A 21,201-nucleotide genomic window follows, 5' to 3' on the forward strand; every position below is an offset into this window, starting at 1 on the left:
CTGTTTTTATTTTAAATGAATGCAGTGTTTCACTTTTGAAATATCACTGTAAATCATAGTCCAAAAGAGTAAGCCAGCCTAATCAAGCAGTTACCAAATCCGGAATTTATCTGAAAATTTGAAATTTTCAATTTGCTTGAACGATTCACCGTTTTTCCCGCGGCGTTTTCTATGCCAGGCTAAAACGGCTGTCAGGTGTTTCTTAATCCCGTTCAAATATCATAAAAGGATTGCTTCGATGTCCAACAATGGCTCGTCATCGCTCATACTTTGGTATAACCAGCTCGGCATGAATGATGTAGACAGAGTTGGGGGCAAAAACGCCTCCCTCGGTGAAATGATTACTAACCTGTCCGGTATGGGCGTTTCTGTGCCTAACGGGTTTGCGACCACTGCCGTGGCGTTTAATCAGTTCCTCGAAAGCCGTGGCGTTAACCAGCGTATCTATGAACTGCTGGATAAAACCGATATCGACGACGTAACTGAGCTGGCGAAAGCTGGCGCGCAGATCCGCCAGTGGATTATTGACACCCCCTTCCAGCCGGAGCTGGAGCAGGCTATCCGCGAGGCCTATGAGCAGCTCTCCGCCGATGACGCCGAAGCCTCCTTTGCGGTGCGTTCTTCCGCCACTGCCGAAGATATGCCGGATGCATCTTTCGCCGGCCAGCAGGAAACCTTCCTGAACGTGCAGGGCATTGATGCCGTCATGGTGGCGGTGAAACATGTGTTCGCGTCGCTGTTTAACGACCGCGCCATCTCGTACCGCGTGCATCAGGGATACGATCACCGCGGCGTCGCGCTCTCGGCAGGCGTGCAGCGCATGGTGCGCTCCGATCTCGCCGCCTCAGGCGTCATGTTCTCCATCGACACCGAGTCGGGCTTCGATCAGGTGGTGTTCATCACCTCCGCCTACGGCCTGGGCGAGATGGTGGTGCAGGGCGCGGTCAACCCTGACGAATTCTACGTGCATAAACCGGGTCTGGCGGAAGGCCGTCCGGCGATTGTGCGTCGTACCATGGGTTCGAAAAAAATCCGTATGGTCTACGCCGACACCCAGGAGCACGGCAAGCAGGTGCGCATCGAAGATGTGTCGCAGGCCGAACGCGATCGCTTCTCCATCACGCCGGAAGAGGTGCAGGAGCTGGCGAAACAGGCCGTACAGATTGAGAAACACTATGGCCGCCCGATGGATATCGAATGGGCTAAAGATGGCCACACCGGCAAGTTGTTTATCGTGCAGGCGCGCCCGGAAACCGTGCGTTCGCGCGGTCAGGTGATGGAGCGCTACACGCTGCATTCCCAGGGCAAAGTCGTGGCGGAAGGCCGCGCTATCGGCCACCGCATCGGCGCGGGCACCGTGAAGGTGATTCACGACATCAGCGAGATGAACCGTATTCAGCCGGGCGATGTGCTGGTCACCGACATGACCGACCCGGACTGGGAACCTATCATGAAAAAAGCGGCAGCGATTGTGACCAACCGTGGCGGGCGTACCTGTCACGCGGCGATTATCGCGCGTGAGCTGGGCATTCCGGCGGTCGTCGGCTGCGGCGACGCTACCGATCGTATCAAGGATGACGAGAAAGTGACCGTCTCCTGCGCCGAAGGGGACACCGGCTACGTCTATGCCGATCTCCTCGATTTCAGCGTGAAAAGCTCAAGCGTGGATACCATGCCGGATCTGCCGCTGAAGGTGATGATGAACGTCGGCAACCCGGACCGCGCGTTTGACTTCGCCTGCCTGCCGAATGAAGGCGTGGGCCTGGCGCGTCTCGAATTCATCATCAACCGCATGATTGGCGTGCACCCGCGCGCGCTGCTGGAGTTCGACCAGCAGGAGCCGGCGCTGCAAAACCAGATCCGCGAGATGATGAAAGGCTTCGACAATCCGGTGGAATTCTACGTGGGCCGCCTGACGGAAGGCATCGCGACCCTCGGCGCCGCGTTCTGGCCGAAGCGCGTCATCGTGCGTCTGTCTGACTTTAAATCTAACGAGTACGCCAATCTGGTGGGCGGCGAGCGTTACGAGCCGCATGAAGAGAACCCGATGCTCGGCTTCCGTGGCGCAGGCCGTTATGTCGCGGATAATTTCCGTGACTGCTTTGCGCTGGAGTGCGAGGCGGTAAAACGCGTGCGTAATGAAATGGGCCTTACCAACGTCGAGATCATGATCCCGTTCGTACGTACCGTGGATCAGGCGAAAGCGGTAGTGGATGAGCTGGCGCGCCAGGGGCTTAAGCGCGGCGAGAACGGGCTGAAAGTGATTATGATGTGCGAAATTCCGTCCAACGCCCTGCTGGCCGAGCAGTTCCTTGAGCACTTCGACGGCTTCTCGATCGGCTCTAACGACATGACGCAGCTCGCGCTCGGCCTCGACCGCGATTCCGGCGTGGTCTCCGAGCTGTTTGACGAGCGCAACGATGCCGTCAAAGCGCTGCTGTCGATGGCGATCCGCGCCGCGAAAAAGCAGGGCAAATATGTCGGCATCTGTGGGCAAGGCCCGTCGGATCACGAGGATTTCGCCGCCTGGTTAATGGAGGAGGGGATCGATTCGCTCTCGCTCAATCCGGATACCGTGGTGCAAACCTGGCTCAGTCTGGCAGAGCTTAATAAATAACCTTCGATATATTTTAAAAACCCGCCTGATGGCGGGTTTTTTATTTGTAACGGGTAATTTGCACCGCATCACAAATACGGGAAAAAGCAAAAAATCATAAACTGGCTGTGGATTTCTGCAATTGTTGGCGGGCGGTGCGTTCACAATACTTAGGCCTGAAATCGCACCCGTGGTTTGCGTGCGACAAACACGCTTTCTAACGTTGATAAGGCCAATAATAATGAACCTCACCTCTGCTCTTACGACAAAAGATAAAATAGGATACGGCTTAGGCGATATGGCGAGCGCGCTGGTCTGGCAAACCGCCACGCTATTTCTCGCCTATTTCTATACCGATGTTTTCGGCCTGCCCGCCGCGATTATGGGCACCATGTTTTTACTGGTCAGGGCGATAGACGCCTTTGTCGACCCGTGCATCGGCGCGCTGGTCGACCGCACCCGCACCCGGTATGGCCGTTTTCGCCCGTGGCTGCTCTGGTTCGCTATTCCTTTTGGCGTCAGCTGTCTGATTACCTTTTACGTACCGCAGGCGGGCGAAACCACCAAAATCATTTACGCCTGCGTCACTTACAGCCTATTGAGCCTGGTTTATTCCGCCATTAACGTGCCTTATTGCGCTATGCCAGGCTCGCTGACCATGGACCCACGCGAGCGCCATTCACTGCAATCCTGGCGCTTTGGACTTTCGTTTATCGGCGGGCTTATCGTCACCGTTATCGCCCTGCCGATGGTCGACTGGCTCGGCAGCGGCAACCCGCAGAAAGGCTATTTTTACGCGATGGGGCTGATGGGACTGCTGGGCGTGGTGCTCTTTTTCTGCTGTTTTTTCATGACGCGCGAGCGGTATCTGCCTGCGAATGACGCCAATAGCTCAATGCTTAAAGATTTAAAACTGCTGGCGGCCAACAGCCAATGGCGCATCATATTTTTGTTCAATATTTTGTTATTAACGGCAGTGGTCACACGCGGCTCTGCAACGATGTATTACGTGAAATACGTTCTGCTGCGCCCGGATCTGGTGTTTGTATTTATTGTCTCCGGTATGGTGGCGAATCTTACCGGTGCGTTATTATCAGAGCGCCTGCTCGGCAAATATGACCGGGTACGATCCTACCAGTGGACGATTATTAGCTTCGTGGTGCTCGCGGCGCTGATCTTCTTTATTCCCCCAACCGCCGTCTGGTTAATTTTCGCCATCAATATTGTCTTTAGCTTTATTCAGAACCTGACCACGCCGCTGCAGTGGACCATGTTTTCCGACGTGGTGGATTACGAAGAGCACCGCAGCGGACGCCGCCTCGACGGCCTGGTGTTCTCCACGGCGCTGTTCGCCATCAAGCTGGGCCTGGCCCTCGGCGGCGCGGTGGTGGGCTGGATCCTCGGCATGGTCGATTACCTGCCCAATCAGGCCACCCAGAGCGCCAGCGTGCTGACCACCATTAATTCGCTGTTCACGCTTATCCCCTGCGCGCTCTTTTTACTGATGGCGTTGCTGCTCTGCTTCTATCAGCTCAGCAGCCGCCGTGTTGCCGCTATCGCCGCGGAGCTGGTGCAAAAACGCCAGTTACGCGAAGACACCGCTTCTCTCAAGCCTGCCATTCAGGAGTAACCGATGACTATTTATAAGGACCCAACCCGTCCGGTGGCTGAACGCGTCGCCGATTTGCTCGCCCGTATGACGCCGGAGGAGAAATTCGCCCAGATGCACGCTTACTGGCTGGTGCTGTCGCCGGACGGCGATCACCGGGAGCGTACCGATCTGAGCGATGAGTTTTCCGGCGCCACGCAGCAGGCGGCGCTGGCGGAGCGTCTGAAACGCGGCGCAGGGCAGATAACCCGTCCGCTCGGCACCCATATTGTCGCGCCCCGCGAGGGCGTGCGCGCCGCCAACCGGCTCCAGCGGATGCTGGTGGAAGAGACCCGGCTCGGCATTCCCGCCATGTTCCATGAAGAGTGTCTGGTGGGGCTTTTGTGTAAAGACGCGACGCTGTTTCCGTCGTCGCTCAACTACGGCTCGACCTGGGACCCGGCACTGGTGGAGCAGGCCGCGCAGGCGATTGGCTTGGAGGCGCGCGCCGTCGGTTGCCATCAGGGGCTGGCGCCGGTGCTGGACGTGTCCCGCGACGTGCGCTGGGGCCGTACGGAAGAGACCTTCGGCGAAGATCCGTGGCTGGTAGGCCTGATGGCGACGCACTACGTAAAAGGCCTGCAGGGGCCGCAGCGCGATCTGCTGGCGACGCTTAAACATTATGTCGGCCACTCCTTCAGCGAGGGCGCGCGCAACCATGCGCCGGTGCATCTGGGGTATTGCGAGCTCAGCGATACCTTCCTGCTGCCGTTTGAGATGGCGGTGAAGCTGGCGCACGCACGCTCGGTGATGCCCGCTTATCATGATATCGACAACGTGCCGACCCACGCGGATGATTTCCTGCTCACTACGGTGCTGCGCGAACAGTGGGGCTTCGACGGCATTATCGTCGCCGACTACGGCGGCGTGAGCCTGCTGCACCAGCATCACGGCGTGGCGCAGGACGCGGCGCACTCGGCGGCGCTGGCCTTTAACGCGGGTCTGGATATCGAACTGCCGAAAGATGATTGCGCGCGCCATCTGGCGCAGGCGCTGGAGCGCGGGCTTATCACGATGGAAAAAGTCGATGAGATTGTCGCCCGCGTGCTGGGGGAGAAATTCCGTCTCGGGCTGTTTGAACATCCTTACGCCGATGAGAACGACATTATGCTGCAAAGCGACGAGACGCGGCGCATCGCCCGCGAGGTGGCGGCGCGCTCACTGACGCTGCTCGAAAACAACGGCGTGCTGCCGCTTCAGGGTGCGCCGCGCGTGGCGGTCGTCGGGCCGACGGCGGACGATCCGCTGGCGCTGCTGAGCGGCTACAGCTTCCCGGTGCATCTCATCATCAGCGACATGCTGGAGCAGACCAGCCAGGTGACGACGCCGCTGGCAGCGCTTCGCGAACAGCTCGGCAGCGCGATGACCGGTTACGCCCGGGGGTGCCATATCATTGAAAAACGTATGGCGGGCGCGCCGGTCTTCCCGGGGGACAGCGGCGAAAAACCGATGCAGCAGTCGCCCGTCTCCGATGACCTGTCGCTGATCCCGCAGGCAGTGACGCTCGCAACGGAAAGCGACGTGGTGCTGGCGTTTGTCGGCGATCTCTCGGGGCTCTTCCAGAGCGGCACCGTGGGCGAAGGCTCCGACACCGACAGCCTGCAACTGCCGGGCGTTCAGCAGCAGTTGCTGGAAGCGCTGGTGGAGACGGGCAAGCCGGTGGTGGTCGTCATGACCGGCGGTCGGCCGTATCACCTGGGCGGGCTGGAGTCGCGCGTGGCGGCGTGGGTGATGGCCTGGGCGCCAGGGCAGGAGGGCGGTCACGCCATTGCGGATCTGCTTACCGGCAACATTGAGCCGCAGGGGCGGCTGGTCGTGTCGGTGCCGAAAAGCGCGGGCGCGATGCCTTACTATTACAACCACAAGCTCAAGAGCGGCGGCACGCCTTACGCGTTTCATTTCGGTTCACGCTACCCGTTCGGTTACGGCAAAACCTGGACGACGTTCCGCTATGGAGAACTGGACATCGCGCAGACGCACGTGCCGATGGACGGCGTGGTAGAGGCATCCGTGACGGTCACCAACAGCGGCACGCAGCCGGGCAGCGAGGTGGTGCAGCTGTATGTGCGCGATAAGGTGGCGTCTTTGGTGCGACCCGTGCAGGAGCTGAAGGCCTTCGGTCGGGTGACGCTGGCGCCAGGCGAGCGCGCGCGCGTGACGTTCCGCGTGCCGGTGGATATGCTCAATTTCACCCGCCGTGACGGTGTTCGTATCGTGGAGCCTGGCGAGTTTGAAATACGCGTCGGGGCAAACAGCGGCGATATCCGCAGCCGGGGTACGGTGACGGTCGAAGGAGAAACGCACGTGCTCGGACACCACTGGCAAATGCTGAGCGAATGCCGGGTTGAGCAATAATTAATCAGCGGCAGAATAAAAAAAAGCCCATCGTGGGAGATGGGCAAAGACTACACACAGCAATTCTTTGTTTCACTCAGGGGATTTCCATGTTTATAAATCAAGGCGTTGATTTATAACCGTGGATTAATAGTAGGCTTATCCATTTTTTGCGTCGATCAGATTCGTCTCAATAGTTCAGCGTTAATGAATTATTAAGGACTCAAAGGACGGGATTTACGATAAATCACGGGTCTGACCAGTAGGGGAGTGAAATAATTAATAAGGAATACTTAAGTAAAAGGCGGGTTTCCCCGCCTGCATTTAATTTTTTACTTTTTCTTCTTCGCTCTCTTCCAGCGCCTCGATCACAGTTTCTGAATTCTCTTCCGGCAGCGGCGCTTCACTCACCCAGACGGAGAACAATCGCCAGGAAACGGCCAACAGTACCGGACCGATAAACAAGCCAATCATACCGAACGCAATCAACCCGCCGATAACGCCTGAGAGGATCAGCACCATCGGCAGATCGGCGCCCATACGAATAAGCATCGGACGGATAATGTTATCGAGCGTGCCGACCACGGCGCTCCAGACCAGCAGTACGGTGCCCCAGGTGGCGTCGCCGCTCCAGTAGAGCCAGATGATCGCCGGCACCAGCACCGGCAGCGGGCCAAGCTGCACCAGACAGCTTAAGATCATCACCACCGTCAGCAGCGTCGCGTAAGGAATGCCGGAAATCGCAAGCCCGATACCGCCAAGCACGCCCTGCACCAGCGCGGTTACCACTACACCGAGCGCCACGGCGCGGATCGCCTGGCCTGCCAGCACTACCGCCGCATCGCCGCGCTTCGAGGCAAGACGAATGGCGAAGTGACGGATCCCCAACGCGACCTGTTCGCCGCGCCAGTACAGCAGGGCGCTAAACAACAGCATCAGGCCGCAGTGCATCAGCAGTCTGCCAAGATGCGCCGCCTGGCCGATAAACCAGCCGGTCGTCGTGCCAAGATACGGGCGCACTTTCGCCATAATGGCCGAGCCGCCGCTCTCCACGAGGTTATGCCAGCCGAGATAAAGTTTATCGCCGATATACGGGATGCTGTGAAGCCAGGCCAGATCCGGGATCGTCATCTGGCCGGAGGTCAGCCAGTGAATAAACGGACCGCTGCTGTCCACGAGACTGTTAACCAGCAGCGCCACCGGGATAACAAACAGCATGATAAGAATGAGCACCATCACCAGCACGGCAAGTGAGCGTTTGCCCCACAGCATCTTCTGCAGCCGCAGCAACAGCGGCCAGGTGGCGATGACCACCGTGCCTGCCCAGGCGAACCCCAGAATAAAGGGCTGCACAATCCACAGGCAGGCGATGATCATGACCGAGAGAAACAACACGGACAGCAGAATTTGCGGCACGTCCATGGGCTGTCGAAGTTTTACCATAAACCACATTCACCTTTTGTCATTCGCGTTACGCCCCAACGAGCGTTCCCGCCCCTCTCGGGGCGCTCTTATGATGAGTGATTTCCGGTCATTTGGATAGCCGCACCCCTGGAGCATTTCTGGCGGGCGCGACATATAAAAATGTGATACAACCTTGAATGCACAACGCAAACGATAACTTCCAACATCTACATGTCAGGCAGGGTCAAGATCGATGATCCCACAAATTTCTCAGGCGCCAGGGCTGGTACAGACGGTGCTGAATTTTTTGCAGGCACTGGAGCAACAGGGTTTTACCGGCGATACCGCCACCAACTACGCCGATCGCCTCACGATGGCGACCGACAACAGTATCTACCAGCTCCTTCCCGATGCGGTGATTTTCCCCCGCTCAACGGCTGATGTGGCGCTCATGGCGCGCCTCGCCGCCGAACCCCGTTTTAAATCGCTGATTTTTACCCCCCGCGGCGGCGGTACCGGCACTAACGGCCAGGCCCTGAATCAGGGGATCGTCGTCGATATGTCGCGCTACATGAACCGTATTATCGAGATAAACCCGGAGCAGGGCTGGGTGCGCGTCGAAGCGGGTGTCATCAAAGATCAGCTTAACGAATACCTGAAGCCCTACGGCTACTTCTTTTCGCCGGAGCTCTCCACCAGCAACCGCGCCACGCTTGGCGGGATGATCAATACCGACGCCTCCGGGCAGGGCTCGCTGGTGTATGGCAAAACGTCCGATCACGTGCTCGGCGTGCGGGCCATTCTGCTGGGCGGCGATATCCTCGATACCCAGGCGATGCCGACTGCGCTGGCTGAAGAGCTGGGCCGCGCCCAGACGTCGCTCGGGCGCGTTTATCACACCGTACTTGAGCGCTGCCGTGAGCAGCGCGCGCTGATCCTGGAGAAGTTTCCGAAGCTCAACCGCTTCCTGACCGGCTACGACCTGCGCCACGTCTTTAACGACTCACTTTCAGAATTCGACCTGACCCGCATTCTGTGCGGATCGGAAGGCACGCTGGCGTTTATTACCGAAGCGCGGCTCGATATTACGCCGCTGCCGAAAGTGCGCCGCCTGGTGAACGTCAAATATGACTCGTTCGACTCGGCGCTGCGCAGCGCGCCGTTTATGGTCGAGGCGCAGGCGCTGTCCGTTGAAACTGTGGATTCACGGGTGCTGAACCTGGCCCGTGAAGATATCGTCTGGCATTCAGTGAACGAGCTGATTACCGACGTGCCGGATAAAACGATGCTCGGTCTTAATATTGTTGAATTCGCAGGCGACGACGAAGCGCTGATCGACCAGCGCGTTGAGGCATTGTGCGCGCGGCTTGATGAATTCATGGCGCAGGCGCAGGGCGGCATCATCGGCTGGCAGGTCTGCCGGGATCTCGCGGGCGTTGAGCGCATTTACGCGATGCGTAAAAAAGCGGTGGGGCTGCTGGGTAATGCCAAAGGGCTCGCCAAGCCGATTCCCTTTGCCGAAGACACCTGCGTACCGCCGGAGCATCTCGCTGATTACATTGCAGAGTTCCGCGCGCTGCTGGATGGCCACGGGCTGAGCTACGGCATGTTCGGTCACGTGGATGCGGGCGTACTTCACGTGCGCCCGGCGCTGGATATGTGCGATCCGCAGCAGGAAGTCCTGATGAAGCGCATCTCCGATGAGGTCGTGGCGCTTACCGCCCGCTACGGCGGCTTGTTGTGGGGCGAGCACGGCAAAGGCTTTCGCGCGGAATATAGCCCGGCGTTTTTCGGCGAAACGCTCTATGACGAACTGCGGCGCATCAAGGCGGCGTTCGACCCGGACAACCGCCTGAACCCCGGTAAAATCTGCGCGCCGTATGGCCTCGACGCGCCAATGATGAAAGTGGACGCGGTAAAACGCGGCACGTTTGATCGCCAGATCCCGCTCGCGGTGCGCACCTCCTGGCGCGGCGCGATGGAGTGTAACGGCAACGGGCTGTGCTTTAACTTCGATGTGAAAAGCCCGATGTGCCCGTCGATGAAAATCACCAGCAACCGCATTCACTCGCCGAAAGGGCGCGCGACGCTGGTGCGCGAGTGGCTGCGGCTGCTCTCCGATCGCGGCGTTGACCCGCTGGCGCTCGAAAAAGCGCTGCCGCAAAAACGCGCCAGCCTGCGCTCGCTCATTGAGCGCACCCGCAACAGCTGGCATGCCGATCGCGGCGAATATGATTTCTCGCACGAGGTGAAAGAGGCGATGAGCGGCTGTCTCGCCTGTAAAGCCTGTTCCACCCAGTGCCCGATTAAAATCGACGTGCCGGAATTCCGCTCGCGCTTTTTGCAGCTCTACCACACGCGCTATCTGCGCCCTGTGCGCGATCACCTGATAGCGACGGTGGAAAGCTACGCGCCGCTGATGGCCCGCGCGCCGAAAACCTTTAACTTCTTTATGAGCCAGCCGTGGGTGCGCACGCTCTCAGAACGGCATATCGGCATGGTCGACCTGCCGCTGCTCTCCACGCCGACGCTGCAACAGCAGCTGGTGGGGCACCGTAGCGCCGGCATGACGCTGGAGGAGCTGGAGCAGCTGCCGGAGGCCGAAAAAGCCCGCACGGTGCTGGTGGTGCAGGATCCCTTCACCAGCTATTACGATGCGCAGGTGGTGGCCGATTTCGTGCGGCTGTGCGAAAAGCTCGGATTCCAGCCGGTGGTGCTGCCGTTCTCGCCGAACGGCAAAGCGCAGCACATCAAAGGTTTTCTCCAGCGCTTCGCCCGCACCGCGCGGAAAACCGCCGATTTCTTAAACCGCGTGGCGGCGCTCGGCATGCCGCTGGTAGGCGTCGACCCGGCGCTGGTGCTGTGCTATCGCGATGAATATAAACAGACGCTCGGCGAGGCGCGCGGCGAGTTTCACGTGCAACTGGTGCACGAGTGGCTCACCACGGCGCTGGCGGAGCGTCCGGCCGCGCCGGTGGGCGGCGAGTCATGGTATCTGTTTGGTCACTGTACGGAAGTGACGGCGCTGCCAGGCACCGCCGGACAGTGGGCGGCGATTTTCGCGAAATTCGGCGCGAAGCTCGAAGGCGTTAACGTCGGCTGCTGCGGCATGGCGGGGACTTACGGGCATGAGGTGAAAAATCACGCCAACTCGCTCGGTATCTATGAGCTGTCGTGGCATCAGGCGATGCAGCGGCTGCCGCGCGCCCGCTGTCTTGCAACCGGCTATTCGTGCCGCAGCCAGGTGAAACGCATCGAGGGCAGCGGCGTGCGCCACCCGTTACAGGCGCTACTGGGGATGATTGTATGATCTGGCAACGTACCGCGACGCTTGACGCGCTGAACGCCATGGGCGCGAACAATATGGTCGGACTGCTCGATATCCGCTTCACCCGACTGGATGACAATGAAATCGAAGCTACCATGCCGGTGGACCACCGTACGCATCAGCCGTTCGGGCTGCTGCACGGCGGCGCGTCGGTGGTGCTGGCGGAAACGCTCGGCTCGGTGGCGGGTTATCTCTGCACCGAGGGCGAGCAGAACGTCGTCGGGCTTGAAGTCAACGCGAACCACCTGCGCAGCGTGCGTAGCGGCCGGGTGCGCGGCGTCTGCCGCGCGGTCCACGTCGGGCGACGCCATCAGGTGTGGCAGATAGAAATTTTCGATGAGCAAGACCGCCTCTGCTGTTCATCACGCCTGACGACGGCGGTGGTGTAGTTTTCTCACTGGTAAATAAAGCGCCATCGCTGGCGCTTTATTTTCAGTCTTTCTTGACCCGCCTGTCGATTTTTTCCTGATCGCTTTCACTGTTATATACATTTTTTAATTTATCTTTTGATTATGACCTGTGGGTTTCATTTTTATAGTGAAATTCTATTAAACATGTTATTTCACCTTTTTATTTCTATATAAATTTATCAAGGCGTTAGTTAAATCACGCGCGCCGATTTTCTCAGAGGGTTAGATAAATATTTAATCCGGAATAATCCAGCATTGCGATTATTGAGAGTGGTGAATAATAGCGAGGCAGGGCAGGTCATTATCTTACTCTCTTATGCAAGGCGACCCACTGGAAAAGTGGCATGCCAGGCAGGCTTATGTGATAAAATGACAAGGTGATAATGCCTGTCTTCGCTATTTATGGTTCATTAACTATAAGGTTGGCTGACAATGAATACGCTATTTTTTCAATTGTTAATCTTTATTTTCATGCTTGGTTCTTTCCCATTACATGCGGAAGTGTCTGATGAAATGAAGCTTGAACGCGTTGTGATAGTCAGTCGCCACGGAGTAAGAGCGCCAACGAAGTTCACGCCGTTAATGCAGGAAGTTACACCTTACCCCTGGCCTCAATGGGATGTTCCGCTGGGCTGGTTGACGACTCGGGGCGGTGAACTCGTCACCGAATTGGGGCGATATCAAAAAAGCGTATTCGTCGATAAAGGTATTCTGGAAGGTAACGAATGTCCTTCCCCAGAGCAGGTGGCCGTTATTGCAGATACCGATCAGCGCACGCGTAAAACCGGTGAGGCATTTCTGGCTGGATTTGCGCCGGGATGTCAAAATAAGGTTCATTATCAAAAAGAGCACGATAAGAAAGATCCCCTGTTTAATCCAGTAAAAACGGGTCTGTGCTCGTTTAATGTCTCACAGACTCAGGACGCGATTCTGACGCGAGCTGGAGGAAACATTGAACGGTACACCCAGCGTTATGACTCTGCATTCCGTACTCTGGAACAGGTTCTCAATTTCTCACAGTCAGCAGCATGTAAATCAACAAGACAGCCGGGTTGTACACTTCCGGGAGCCTTACCTTCAGAACTCAAAATTTCTTCAGATAACGTATCCTTATCTGGCGCATGGAGTCTGTCTTCTATGCTGACGGAAATATTTCTATTGCAAGAGGCGCAGGGAATGCCAGAGGTCGCGTGGGGGCGAATTCACGGGGAGAAAGAATGGACAGAACTATTAAGTCTGCATAATGCTCAGTTTGACCTTTTGCAAAGAACGCCTGAAGTTGCACGTACCAGAGCAACACCGCTACTTGATTTGATAAGCCGGGCATTAGTCAGTAATGGGTCAACAGAAAATCATTACGGCATTAAATTGCCCGTCTCGTTATTATTTATTGCGGGTCATGATACCAATCTTGCAAATCTCAGCGGGGCATTCGATCTTAACTGGTCTTTACCCGGGCAGCCTGATAATACCCCTCCTGGCGGGGAACTGGTTTTCGAAAGATGGAAGAGAGTAAGTGATAATACAGACTGGATTCAAGTTTCTTTTGTTTATCAGACCCTTCAACAAATGCGAGAGTTTAAGCCTTCTTCATCGTCTCCTTCACCACATAAGACTGTGCTTACGTTGCCCTCATGTCAGGATAAAAATCCTGAGGGGATGTGTTCATTGAAAGGCTTTAATGACATTGTGCAGACAGTACGTGTTCCACAATGTGCGGTAATGGCTGATATAAACCGATAAACAGAATGCGCAGGGCATTCGGAGATTAAGGGCGGTTGTGACAGCCAGGTGAACGTTTAAAAGCAAATTCGGGGGATTTCACGTGTGCATTTTGGGGCAACATAGTCTCAGGAGAGCGTTGACGACGAAATAATGTCCGCATCAGTCCGTATTTGTCCGCAACATCATTTCACTCACCCGCTGAAAAAAATATAAGCATTTGATTTATCCGTATCTATTAAATCTATAACATAAATAGGTATAAACGATACATCTTTTGTTCAGGTGTGGAGTTAACGTGATAATCTCTTCGTTTCGCTTGTTAATGTATTGATAAATCATCGCTTTCGACCGCGATTTTTGCCCGCTGCAGGCTCTCCGGTAGGGTCTATGCTTAATGAAAGTGTTCAAAAAGTGCCGTTTAGGGTAATACCCCTGATCCGCAGAGGTTGAAGTGAGAATTATTACCACTAACATAGCGTTATCGCCCTAAAGGCACTCACTCCAGGAGACAGACCTATGGAATCACAAACCGGTACGTTCAATCCCGCCGAGTTTAACTGGCAGGGCCTGACGATGACCCCAGACGCGGCCAAACATATTCGCGACTTAATGGCGCAGAAACCGGGTCTGCTGGGTGTGCGTCTTAGCGTCAAACAGAGCGGCTGCGCCGGATTTGGCTATGTGCTCGATACGGTCAGCGAGCCGAAAGACGAAGACCTCGTGTTCGAGGCCGATGGCGCGCGGCTTTACGTTCCGCTACAGGCGATGCCGTTTATCGACGGCACCGAAGTGGATTACGTGCGCGAAGGCTTAAACCAGATTTTTAAATTCAATAACCCTAAAGCGCAGCACGCGTGCGGCTGCGGTGAAAGTTTTGGGGTCCAGGCGGAGTAATTATGTCCCGTAACAGTGAAGCAACTGACGATGTGAACACCTGGAGCGGTCCCCTTAACTATAAAGAGGGCTTCTTTACCCGGCTTCAGACCGATGAACTGGCGAACGGCATCAACGAAGAGGTTGTGCGCGCCATTTCAGCCAAACGCAACGAGCCCGAGTGGATGCTCGAATTTCGCCTGAGCGCTTACCGCGCCTGGCTTGAGATGGAAGAGCCGCACTGGCTGCATGCGCATTACGACAAACTGAACTATCAGGATTACAGCTACTACTCAGCGCCCTCATGCGGCCATTGCGACGACGCCTGCGCCTCACAGCCGGGCGCGGTGCAGCAGCCGGGCGGCAATAATAACAGCTACCTGACGCAGGAAGTGGAAGAGGCGTTTAACCAGCTCGGCGTCCCGGTGCGCGAAGGCCGTGAAGTGGCGGTAGACGCCATTTTCGACTCCGTTTCCGTCGCCACGACCTACCGCGACAAGCTGGCGGAGCAGGGCATTATTTTCTGCTCGTTCGGCGAGGCAATCCACGACCACCCGGAGCTGGTGAAGAAATACATCGGCACCGTCGTGCCGTCGAACGATAACTTCTTCGCTGCGCTGAATGCCGCGGTCGCCTCCGACGGCACCTTTATCTACGTGCCGAAAGGCGTGCGCTGTCCGATGGAGCTTTCCACCTACTTCCGTATCAACGCCGAGAAAACCGGCCAGTTTGAACGCACCATTCTGGTGGCGGATGAAGGCAGCTACGTAAGCTATATCGAAGGTTGTTCCGCGCCGGTGCGCGACAGCTATCAGCTCCACGCGGCGGTGGTGGAAGTCATCATCCATAAAGACGCCGAAGTGAAATACTCGACGGTGCAGAACTGGTTCCCTGGCGATAACAACACCGGCGGCATCCTGAACTTCGTGACCAAGCGCGCGCTGTGCGAAGGCGAAAATAGCAAGATGTCCTGGACGCAGTCAGAAACCGGCTCGGCCATCACCTGGAAATACCCGAGCGTTATCCTGCGCGGCGACAACTCCATCGGCGAGTTCTACTCCGTGGCGCTGACCAGCGGTCATCAGCAGGCGGATACCGGCACCAAGATGATCCACATCGGCAAAAACACCAAATCGACCATCATCTCCAAAGGCATCTCCGCCGGGAAAAGCCAGAACAGCTACCGCGGGCTGGTGAAAATCATGCCGACCGCCACTAACGCCCGTAACTTCACGCAGTGTGATTCGATGCTGATTGGCCCCGACTGCGGCGCGCATACCTTCCCGTATGTGGAGTGTCGCAACAATAGCGCCCAGCTTGAGCACGAGGCGACCACCTCGCGTATCGGCGAAGACCAGCTGTTCTACTGCCTGCAGCGCGGGATCAGCGAAGAAGACGCTATCTCGATGATCGTTAACGGCTTCTGTAAGGATGTCTTCTCAGAGCTGCCGCTGGAATTCGCGGTCGAAGCACAAAAATTATTAGCCATTAGCCTTGAGCACAGCGTCGGCTAAGGTAAGAAAAAGGATAAGACATGTTAAGCATCAAAGATTTACAGGTCAGCGTGGAAGAGAAGGCGATCCTGCGCGGTTTAAACCTTGAAATAAAACCCGGTGAAGTGCATGCCATCATGGGGCCGAACGGCTCCGGGAAAAGTACCCTTTCCGCGACGCTTGCCGGGCGCGAAGATTATGAAATCACCGGCGGCGAAGTGCGTTTTAAAGGCAAAGATCTGCTGGAGCTGTCGCCGGAAGAGCGCGCGGGCGAAGGCATCTTTATGGCGTTCCAGTATCCTGTGGAAATTCCGGGCGTCAGTAATCAGTTCTTCCTGCAAACCGCGCTTAACGCGGTGCGCGAATACCGCGGCCAGGACGAGCTTGACCGCTTTGACTTCCAGGATCTGATGGAAGAGAAAATCAAGCTGCTGCAAATGCCGGAAGACTTGCTGACCCGTTCGGTTAACGTCGGCTTCTCCGGCGGTGAGAAAAAGCGTAACGATATTCTGCAGATGGCGGTGCTGGAGCCGGAGCTGTGCATTCTTGATGAAACCGACTCGGGCCTGGATATTGACGCACTGAAAATCGTTTCCGAAGGGGTTAACGCGCTGCGCGACGGCAAGCGTTCGTTCATCATCGTCACCCACTACCAGCGCATTCTGGACTACATCAAGCCGGATTTCGTCCATGTGCTGTATCAGGGGCGGATCGTGAAGTCTGGCGACTTCTCTCTGGTCAAACAGCTGGAGGAGCAGGGCTATGGCTGGCTTACCGAACAGCAGTAACGCGCTGCAACAGTGGCATCGCCTGTTTGAAGCGCAGGGCGGGGAACGTTCGCAGGAGGCACGCGAGCATCTGCAACAGCTGCTGCGCCTTGGCCTGCCGACCCGTAAGCATGAAGACTGGAAATACACGCCGCTCGACGGCCTGCTGAAGCACGATTTCGTCGCACCGGCCGCCGCCGCGCTGAGCCGTGAAGAACTCACCGCGCTGGCGTTGCCCGTCGATGCGCTGCGCCTGGTGTTCATCGATGGCCGCTTTGCGCCGGATCTGAGCGATGCGACCGATAACAGCGGCTTTGAGATTAGCGTCAACGACAGCCGCAGCGGGCTTCCCGCGCCGGTGCAGCCGGAGGCGTTTTTACACCTCACCGAAAGCCTGGCGCAGAGCGTGACGCATATTCGCGTGGCGCGTAATCAGCAGCCGTCAAAAGCGCTGTTGCTGATGCATATCAGCGCGGGCCGCGCGGGCGATGAAATCAACACCGTGCATTACCGTCATCACCTGGATCTCGACGAAGGCGCGCAGGCGACGGTTATTGAACATTACGTCAGCCGTGACGCGCAGCCGCACTTTACCGGCGCGCGACTGACCATGCAGGTAGGCGCTAATGCGCAGCTTAATCACTACAAACTCGCGTTTGAAAACCCGGTGAGCTGGCATTTCGCGCATAACGATCTGGTGGTTTCTCAGGACGCGCACGCCGCCAGCAGCAGCTATCTGCTGGGCGCGGGCGTACTGCGCCATAACACCAGCACGCAGTTGAACGGCGAGAATATTACGCTGCGCGTCAACAGCCTGGCGCTGCCGGTAAATAACGAAGTGTGCGACACCCGCACCTGGCTTGAGCACAACAAAGGCTACTGCAACAGCCGTCAGCTGCATAAAACCATTGTGCGCGACAAAGGCCGCGCGGTCTTTAACGGGCTTATCAAAGTAGCGCAGCACGCCATTAAAACCGACGGGCAGATGACCAACAACAATCTGCTGCTCGGCAGGCTGGCGGAAGTGGACACCAAACCGCAGCTGGAAATCTACGCCGATGACGTGAAATGCAGCCACGGCGCCACCGTGGGCCGTATCGATGACGAACAGATGTTCTATCTGCGCTCGCGCGGTATTAACGAACAGGCGGCGCAGCAGATGATCATTTACGCGTTCGCCGCGGAGCTGACCGAAAGCATCCACGACGAAGCGCTTAAACAGCAGGTGCTGGCGCGTATCGGCCAGCGCTTCGCAGGGGGAGAGGCATGAGTTTTTCTCTACAGCAGATCCGCAGCGATTTTCCGGTGCTGACGCGCGAGGTTAACGGTCAGCCGCTGGTCTATCTCGACAGCGCCGCCAGCGCACAGAAGCCGACGGCGGTGATTGAGGCCGAGGCGGAGTTCTACCGCCACGGCTACGCGGCGGTGCATCGCGGAATCCACACCCTGAGCGCAGACGCGACCCAGCGCATGGAAGCCGTGCGCACTCGCGCGGCGCAGTTTATTAACGCGCGCCTGCCGGAAGAGATTGTGTTTGTGCGCGGCACCACGGAGGGGATTAACCTCGTGGCGAACAGCTGGGGCAACAGCCAGCTGCGCACGGGCGATAACCTGATCGTTACCGCAATGGAGCACCACGCCAATATCGTGCCCTGGCAGATGCTCTGCGCGCGTACCGGGGCTGAGCTTCGCGTGTTGCCGATTAACCAGGATGGCACGCTACAGGTCGACAAACTGCCGTCGCTGATGGACGAGCGCACCCGCCTGCTGGCGGTCACGCATGTCTCTAACGTGCTCGGCACTGAAAACCCGGTCGCTGACCTCATCGCGACGGCGCATCAGGCGGGCGTTAAAGTGCTGGTGGACGGCGCGCAGGCGGTGATGCACCACAAGGTTGACGTACAGGCGCTGGACTGCGATTTCTATCTCTTCTCCGGCCATAAACTCTATGGGCCGACCGGGATCGGCATTCTGTACGCTAAAGAAGATATTCTCCAGGCGATGCCGCCGTGGGAAGGGGGCGGGGCGATGATCGCGACCGTCAGCCTGACCGAAGGCACTACCTGGGCCGCGGCGCCGTGGCGGTTTGAAGCCGGGACGCCCAACACGGGCGGCATCATCGCCCTTGGCGCGGCGATGGATTATGTCGACGCCATTGGCCTTGATAATATCCATGACTATGAGCGCACGCTGATGGCGTACGCGCTGCGCGAGCTACAGGCGGTGCCGGACTTGCAGATTTATGGCCCGGCGGAGCGCCTTGGCGTTATCACGTTCAACCTTGGCAAACATCACGCCTATGACGTGGGCAGTTTTCTGGATAATTACGGTATTGCGGTACGTACCGGCCACCACTGCGCGATGCCGCTGATGGAATTTTACGGCGTGCCTGCGATGTGCCGCGCGTCGCTCGCGATGTACAATACCGAAGATGAAGTGGACCGGCTGGTGGCCGGGCTTATCCGCATTCATCGTTTGTTAGGCTAAAAGGAGCGAGAATGGCTGGTTTGCCGGAGAAAGAAAAACTGCTGCGTAACTTTAACCGCTGCGCCAACTGGGAAGAAAAGTATCTTTATATCATCGAGCTGGGCCAGCGGCTGGCGCCGCTTGATGACGCCGAACGCACCCCCGCGCACCGCATTCAGGGTTGCCAGAGCCAGGTCTGGATTGTCATGACGCCGGGCGACAATGGCGTGATGGAGATGCGCGGCGACAGCGATGCGGCTATCGTCAAAGGGCTTATCGCCGTGGTCTTCGCGCTCTACCAGCAGATGACCGCGCAGGACATCGTGAACTTCGACGTGCGCCCGTGGTTTGAAGAGATGTCGCTGACCCAGCATCTCACCCCGTCCCGCTCTCAGGGTTTAGAAGCCATGATCCGCGCTATTCGCGCGAAAGCGGCCGACCTGAGCTAATCTTAAAGCACGGCTTTCTCCTGTCACGCGCGGCCCTTGCGGGCTTCGCGGATGTTCAGCATTCCGGCCACGCCGGTGAAAACAGGTCGTGCTTATGAAACAGATCTTTTCCTTTCCGCTGCTCGCGCTGCTGCTGATGGGCGCGACGCAGGCATCGGCCGTTGATTACCCGCTCCCGCCGCCCGGCAGCCGTCTGATTGGCCAGAACCAGACGTATCTTGTGCCTGCAAACAGTCAAAATCTGGAGAAAATCGCCGAGCAATACCAGACCGGCGTGCTGTTGCTGCTGGAGGCGAATAATACGGTTGACCCTTATCTGCCGATGCCGGGCAGCGAACTGACGATCCCCACGCAGATGCTGCTGCCTGACACGCCGCGCGAAGGCATTGTGGTTAACCTCGCTGAGCTACGTCTTTATTACTATCCGCCCGGTGAGAACCGCGTGGAGGTATATCCAATAGGCATCGGCCTGACGGGGCGCGAAACGCCGGTGATGACGACGCGTATCATCCAGAAGATCCCTAATCCGACCTGGACGCCGACGGCCGCCATGCGCGCCCGCTCACAGGCGCACGGCGTAACGCTGCCTGCCGTAATACCCGCCGGGCCGAATAACCCGCTGGGGCGTTTTGCGCTGCGTTTACAGCAGGGCGGCGGCGAGTATCTCATTCACGGCACCAATGCCCGCAGCAGTATCGGGCTGCGCGCCAGCTCCGGTTGCATCCGCATGCGCGCGGCGGATATCAAAGCGCTGTTTACCGAGGTGGCGTGGGGAACGCGGGTGCAGATAATCAATGAGCCGGTGAAATACGCCAGCGAGCCGGACGGCAGACGCTACGTGGAAGTGCATCAGCCGCTCTCGCGCAGCGATGCCGACAACCCACAGACGATGCCGGTGGCGATTAACGCTGCTTTCGGACAGTTCATCGACGATGCGGGCACTGACGCGATGGCGGTCGATAACGCGCTGACGCGCCGTGCGGGTTATCCGGTAGCCGTAGACGCGCACAGCGCGCTGCCAGCGCCCGTCAAGACGATACAGAGCGTCAGGGCCGCAGTGACGTCGTCAGGCGGCGAGACGCTCTCTGAGAGCATGAATGCCTCTTCAACGCGTGTAACCGTGCAATAACGCAGTCTCATAACGAGGAATGGCATGTCGCGCCGGAAGGGGAGCGTACGAACAGAGAGAAAAGGTGCGGGGCAGAGGGATGAAAACAGGCAAAAAAAATGGCGCACAATGTGCGCCATTTTTCTTTCACACGGTACTATTACTTACGGTATTTAGTAGCCATGTTGTCCAGACGCTGGTTAGCGCGAGCTGCGTCGTCTTTAGCAGCCTGAACGTCGGAACGCATTGCGTTCACGTCGTTGCTCAGCTGGTCAACTTTAGCGTTCAGAGTCTGAACGTCAGAAGACAGCTGATCGATTTTAGCGTTGCTGGAGCAACCAGCCAGCAGAGTAGAACCCAGGATTACCGCGCCCAGTACCAGTTTAGTACGATTCATTATTAATACCCTCTAGATTGAGTTAATCTCCATGTAGCGTTACAAGTATTACACAAAGTTTTTTATGTTGAGAATATTTTTTTGATGGGAATACGCTTAATTTTGATCGTTCGCTCAAAGAAGCATCGACATTGCGCGGATCATTAAAAAAAATGAAGGAAAACAGGAAACTTTCATCGGATTCATCTTAGAAAAAAACAAAC

General features: G+C 57.2%; 15 protein-coding genes and 1 other RNA gene. 13 read left to right on the plus strand and 3 right to left on the minus strand.

Going from position 1 to position 21,201, the window contains the following annotated elements; genetic code table 11:
* The first annotated feature begins 238 nt into the window (after positions 1-238).
* The 3 genes from ppsA (at position 239) to AACV31_RS09185 (ending at position 6,599) form a co-directional block, all read left to right on the plus strand.
* Entirely contained in the window at positions 239-2,617 is a 2,379-nt protein-coding gene (gene ppsA / locus AACV31_RS09175) for a phosphoenolpyruvate synthase (RefSeq protein WP_165153710.1), read from the plus strand.
* 220 nt (positions 2,618-2,837) lie between these two features.
* Positions 2,838-4,226: an MFS transporter gene (locus tag AACV31_RS09180; RefSeq protein ID WP_041923478.1), complete on the plus strand. Its 1,389-nt coding sequence runs from the start codon at positions 2,838-2,840 to the stop codon at positions 4,224-4,226.
* Positions 4,227-4,229: 3 nt separating this feature from the next.
* Positions 4,230-6,599 carry a glycoside hydrolase family 3 N-terminal domain-containing protein gene (locus AACV31_RS09185; RefSeq protein WP_165153712.1) on the plus strand — a complete coding sequence of 790 codons (2,370 nt, stop codon included), beginning with the start codon at positions 4,230-4,232 and terminating at the stop codon, positions 6,597-6,599.
* A gap of 15 nt (positions 6,600-6,614) precedes the next feature.
* Here AACV31_RS09185 and rprA read toward each other — a convergent pair.
* Both rprA and ydiK read right to left on the minus strand, forming a co-directional pair.
* Positions 6,615-6,722: antisense sRNA RprA (gene rprA / locus AACV31_RS09190), an RNA gene on the minus strand.
* Positions 6,723-6,902: 180 nt separating this feature from the next.
* Entirely contained in the window at positions 6,903-8,021 is a 1,119-nt protein-coding gene (ydiK, locus tag AACV31_RS09195) for an AI-2E family transporter YdiK (protein WP_007760467.1), read from the minus strand.
* Positions 8,022-8,235: 214 nt separating this feature from the next.
* Between ydiK and ydiJ the strand changes: the two genes are divergently transcribed.
* From ydiJ to ldtE, 10 genes are all read left to right on the plus strand, one after another.
* Positions 8,236-11,292 carry a D-2-hydroxyglutarate dehydrogenase YdiJ gene (gene ydiJ / locus AACV31_RS09200; protein ID WP_165153714.1) on the plus strand — a complete coding sequence of 1,019 codons (3,057 nt, stop codon included), beginning with the start codon at positions 8,236-8,238 and terminating at the stop codon, positions 11,290-11,292.
* Entirely contained in the window at positions 11,289-11,699 is a 411-nt protein-coding gene (gene menI, locus AACV31_RS09205) for a 1,4-dihydroxy-2-naphthoyl-CoA hydrolase (protein ID WP_041923479.1), read from the plus strand. Before ydiJ ends, menI begins: the two co-directional genes overlap by 4 nt.
* Positions 11,700-12,152: 453 nt before the next feature.
* Complete coding sequence (locus tag AACV31_RS09210; RefSeq protein WP_165153716.1) at positions 12,153-13,463, plus strand: AppA family phytase/histidine-type acid phosphatase; 1,311 nt, start codon at positions 12,153-12,155, stop codon at positions 13,461-13,463.
* Positions 13,464-13,961: 498 nt separating this feature from the next.
* Complete coding sequence (gene sufA / locus AACV31_RS09215; protein WP_007760477.1) at positions 13,962-14,339, plus strand: Fe-S cluster assembly scaffold SufA; 378 nt, start codon at positions 13,962-13,964, stop codon at positions 14,337-14,339.
* Between the two features lie 2 nt (positions 14,340-14,341).
* The gene (gene sufB, locus AACV31_RS09220) at positions 14,342-15,832 is read left to right on the plus strand and encodes a Fe-S cluster assembly protein SufB (RefSeq protein ID WP_007676415.1); all 1,491 of its coding nucleotides are present in this window, start codon (positions 14,342-14,344) and stop codon (positions 15,830-15,832) included.
* 20 nt (positions 15,833-15,852) lie between these two features.
* Entirely contained in the window at positions 15,853-16,599 is a 747-nt protein-coding gene (gene sufC / locus AACV31_RS09225; RefSeq protein WP_007760479.1) for a Fe-S cluster assembly ATPase SufC, read from the plus strand.
* The gene (sufD, locus tag AACV31_RS09230; RefSeq protein ID WP_105538592.1) at positions 16,574-17,848 is read left to right on the plus strand and encodes a Fe-S cluster assembly protein SufD; all 1,275 of its coding nucleotides are present in this window, start codon (positions 16,574-16,576) and stop codon (positions 17,846-17,848) included. Before sufC ends, sufD begins: the two co-directional genes overlap by 26 nt.
* Positions 17,845-19,065 carry a cysteine desulfurase SufS gene (sufS, locus tag AACV31_RS09235; protein WP_165153718.1) on the plus strand — a complete coding sequence of 407 codons (1,221 nt, stop codon included), beginning with the start codon at positions 17,845-17,847 and terminating at the stop codon, positions 19,063-19,065. The genes sufD and sufS overlap by 4 nt, the downstream gene beginning before the upstream one ends.
* Before the next feature lie 11 nt (positions 19,066-19,076).
* Positions 19,077-19,493: a cysteine desulfuration protein SufE gene (gene sufE / locus AACV31_RS09240; RefSeq protein WP_007760487.1), complete on the plus strand. Its 417-nt coding sequence runs from the start codon at positions 19,077-19,079 to the stop codon at positions 19,491-19,493.
* Positions 19,494-19,587: 94 nt separating this feature from the next.
* A complete protein-coding gene (gene ldtE, locus AACV31_RS09245; protein WP_165153720.1) occupies positions 19,588-20,622 on the plus strand; it encodes a L,D-transpeptidase LdtE in 1,035 nt (344 codons plus the stop codon).
* 139 nt (positions 20,623-20,761) lie between these two features.
* Here the strand turns inward: ldtE and lpp are convergent, their stop codons facing one another.
* Positions 20,762-20,998 (minus strand): murein lipoprotein Lpp, encoded by a 237-nt coding sequence (gene lpp / locus AACV31_RS09250; protein ID WP_002443218.1) that lies wholly within the window; start codon positions 20,996-20,998, stop codon positions 20,762-20,764.
* Positions 20,999-21,201 lie beyond the last annotated feature (203 nt).

This window comes from Cronobacter sp. EKM101R (genome assembly GCF_963888145.1).
GTDB classification, from domain to species: Bacteria; Pseudomonadota; Gammaproteobacteria; order Enterobacterales; family Enterobacteriaceae; genus Cronobacter; species Cronobacter turicensis.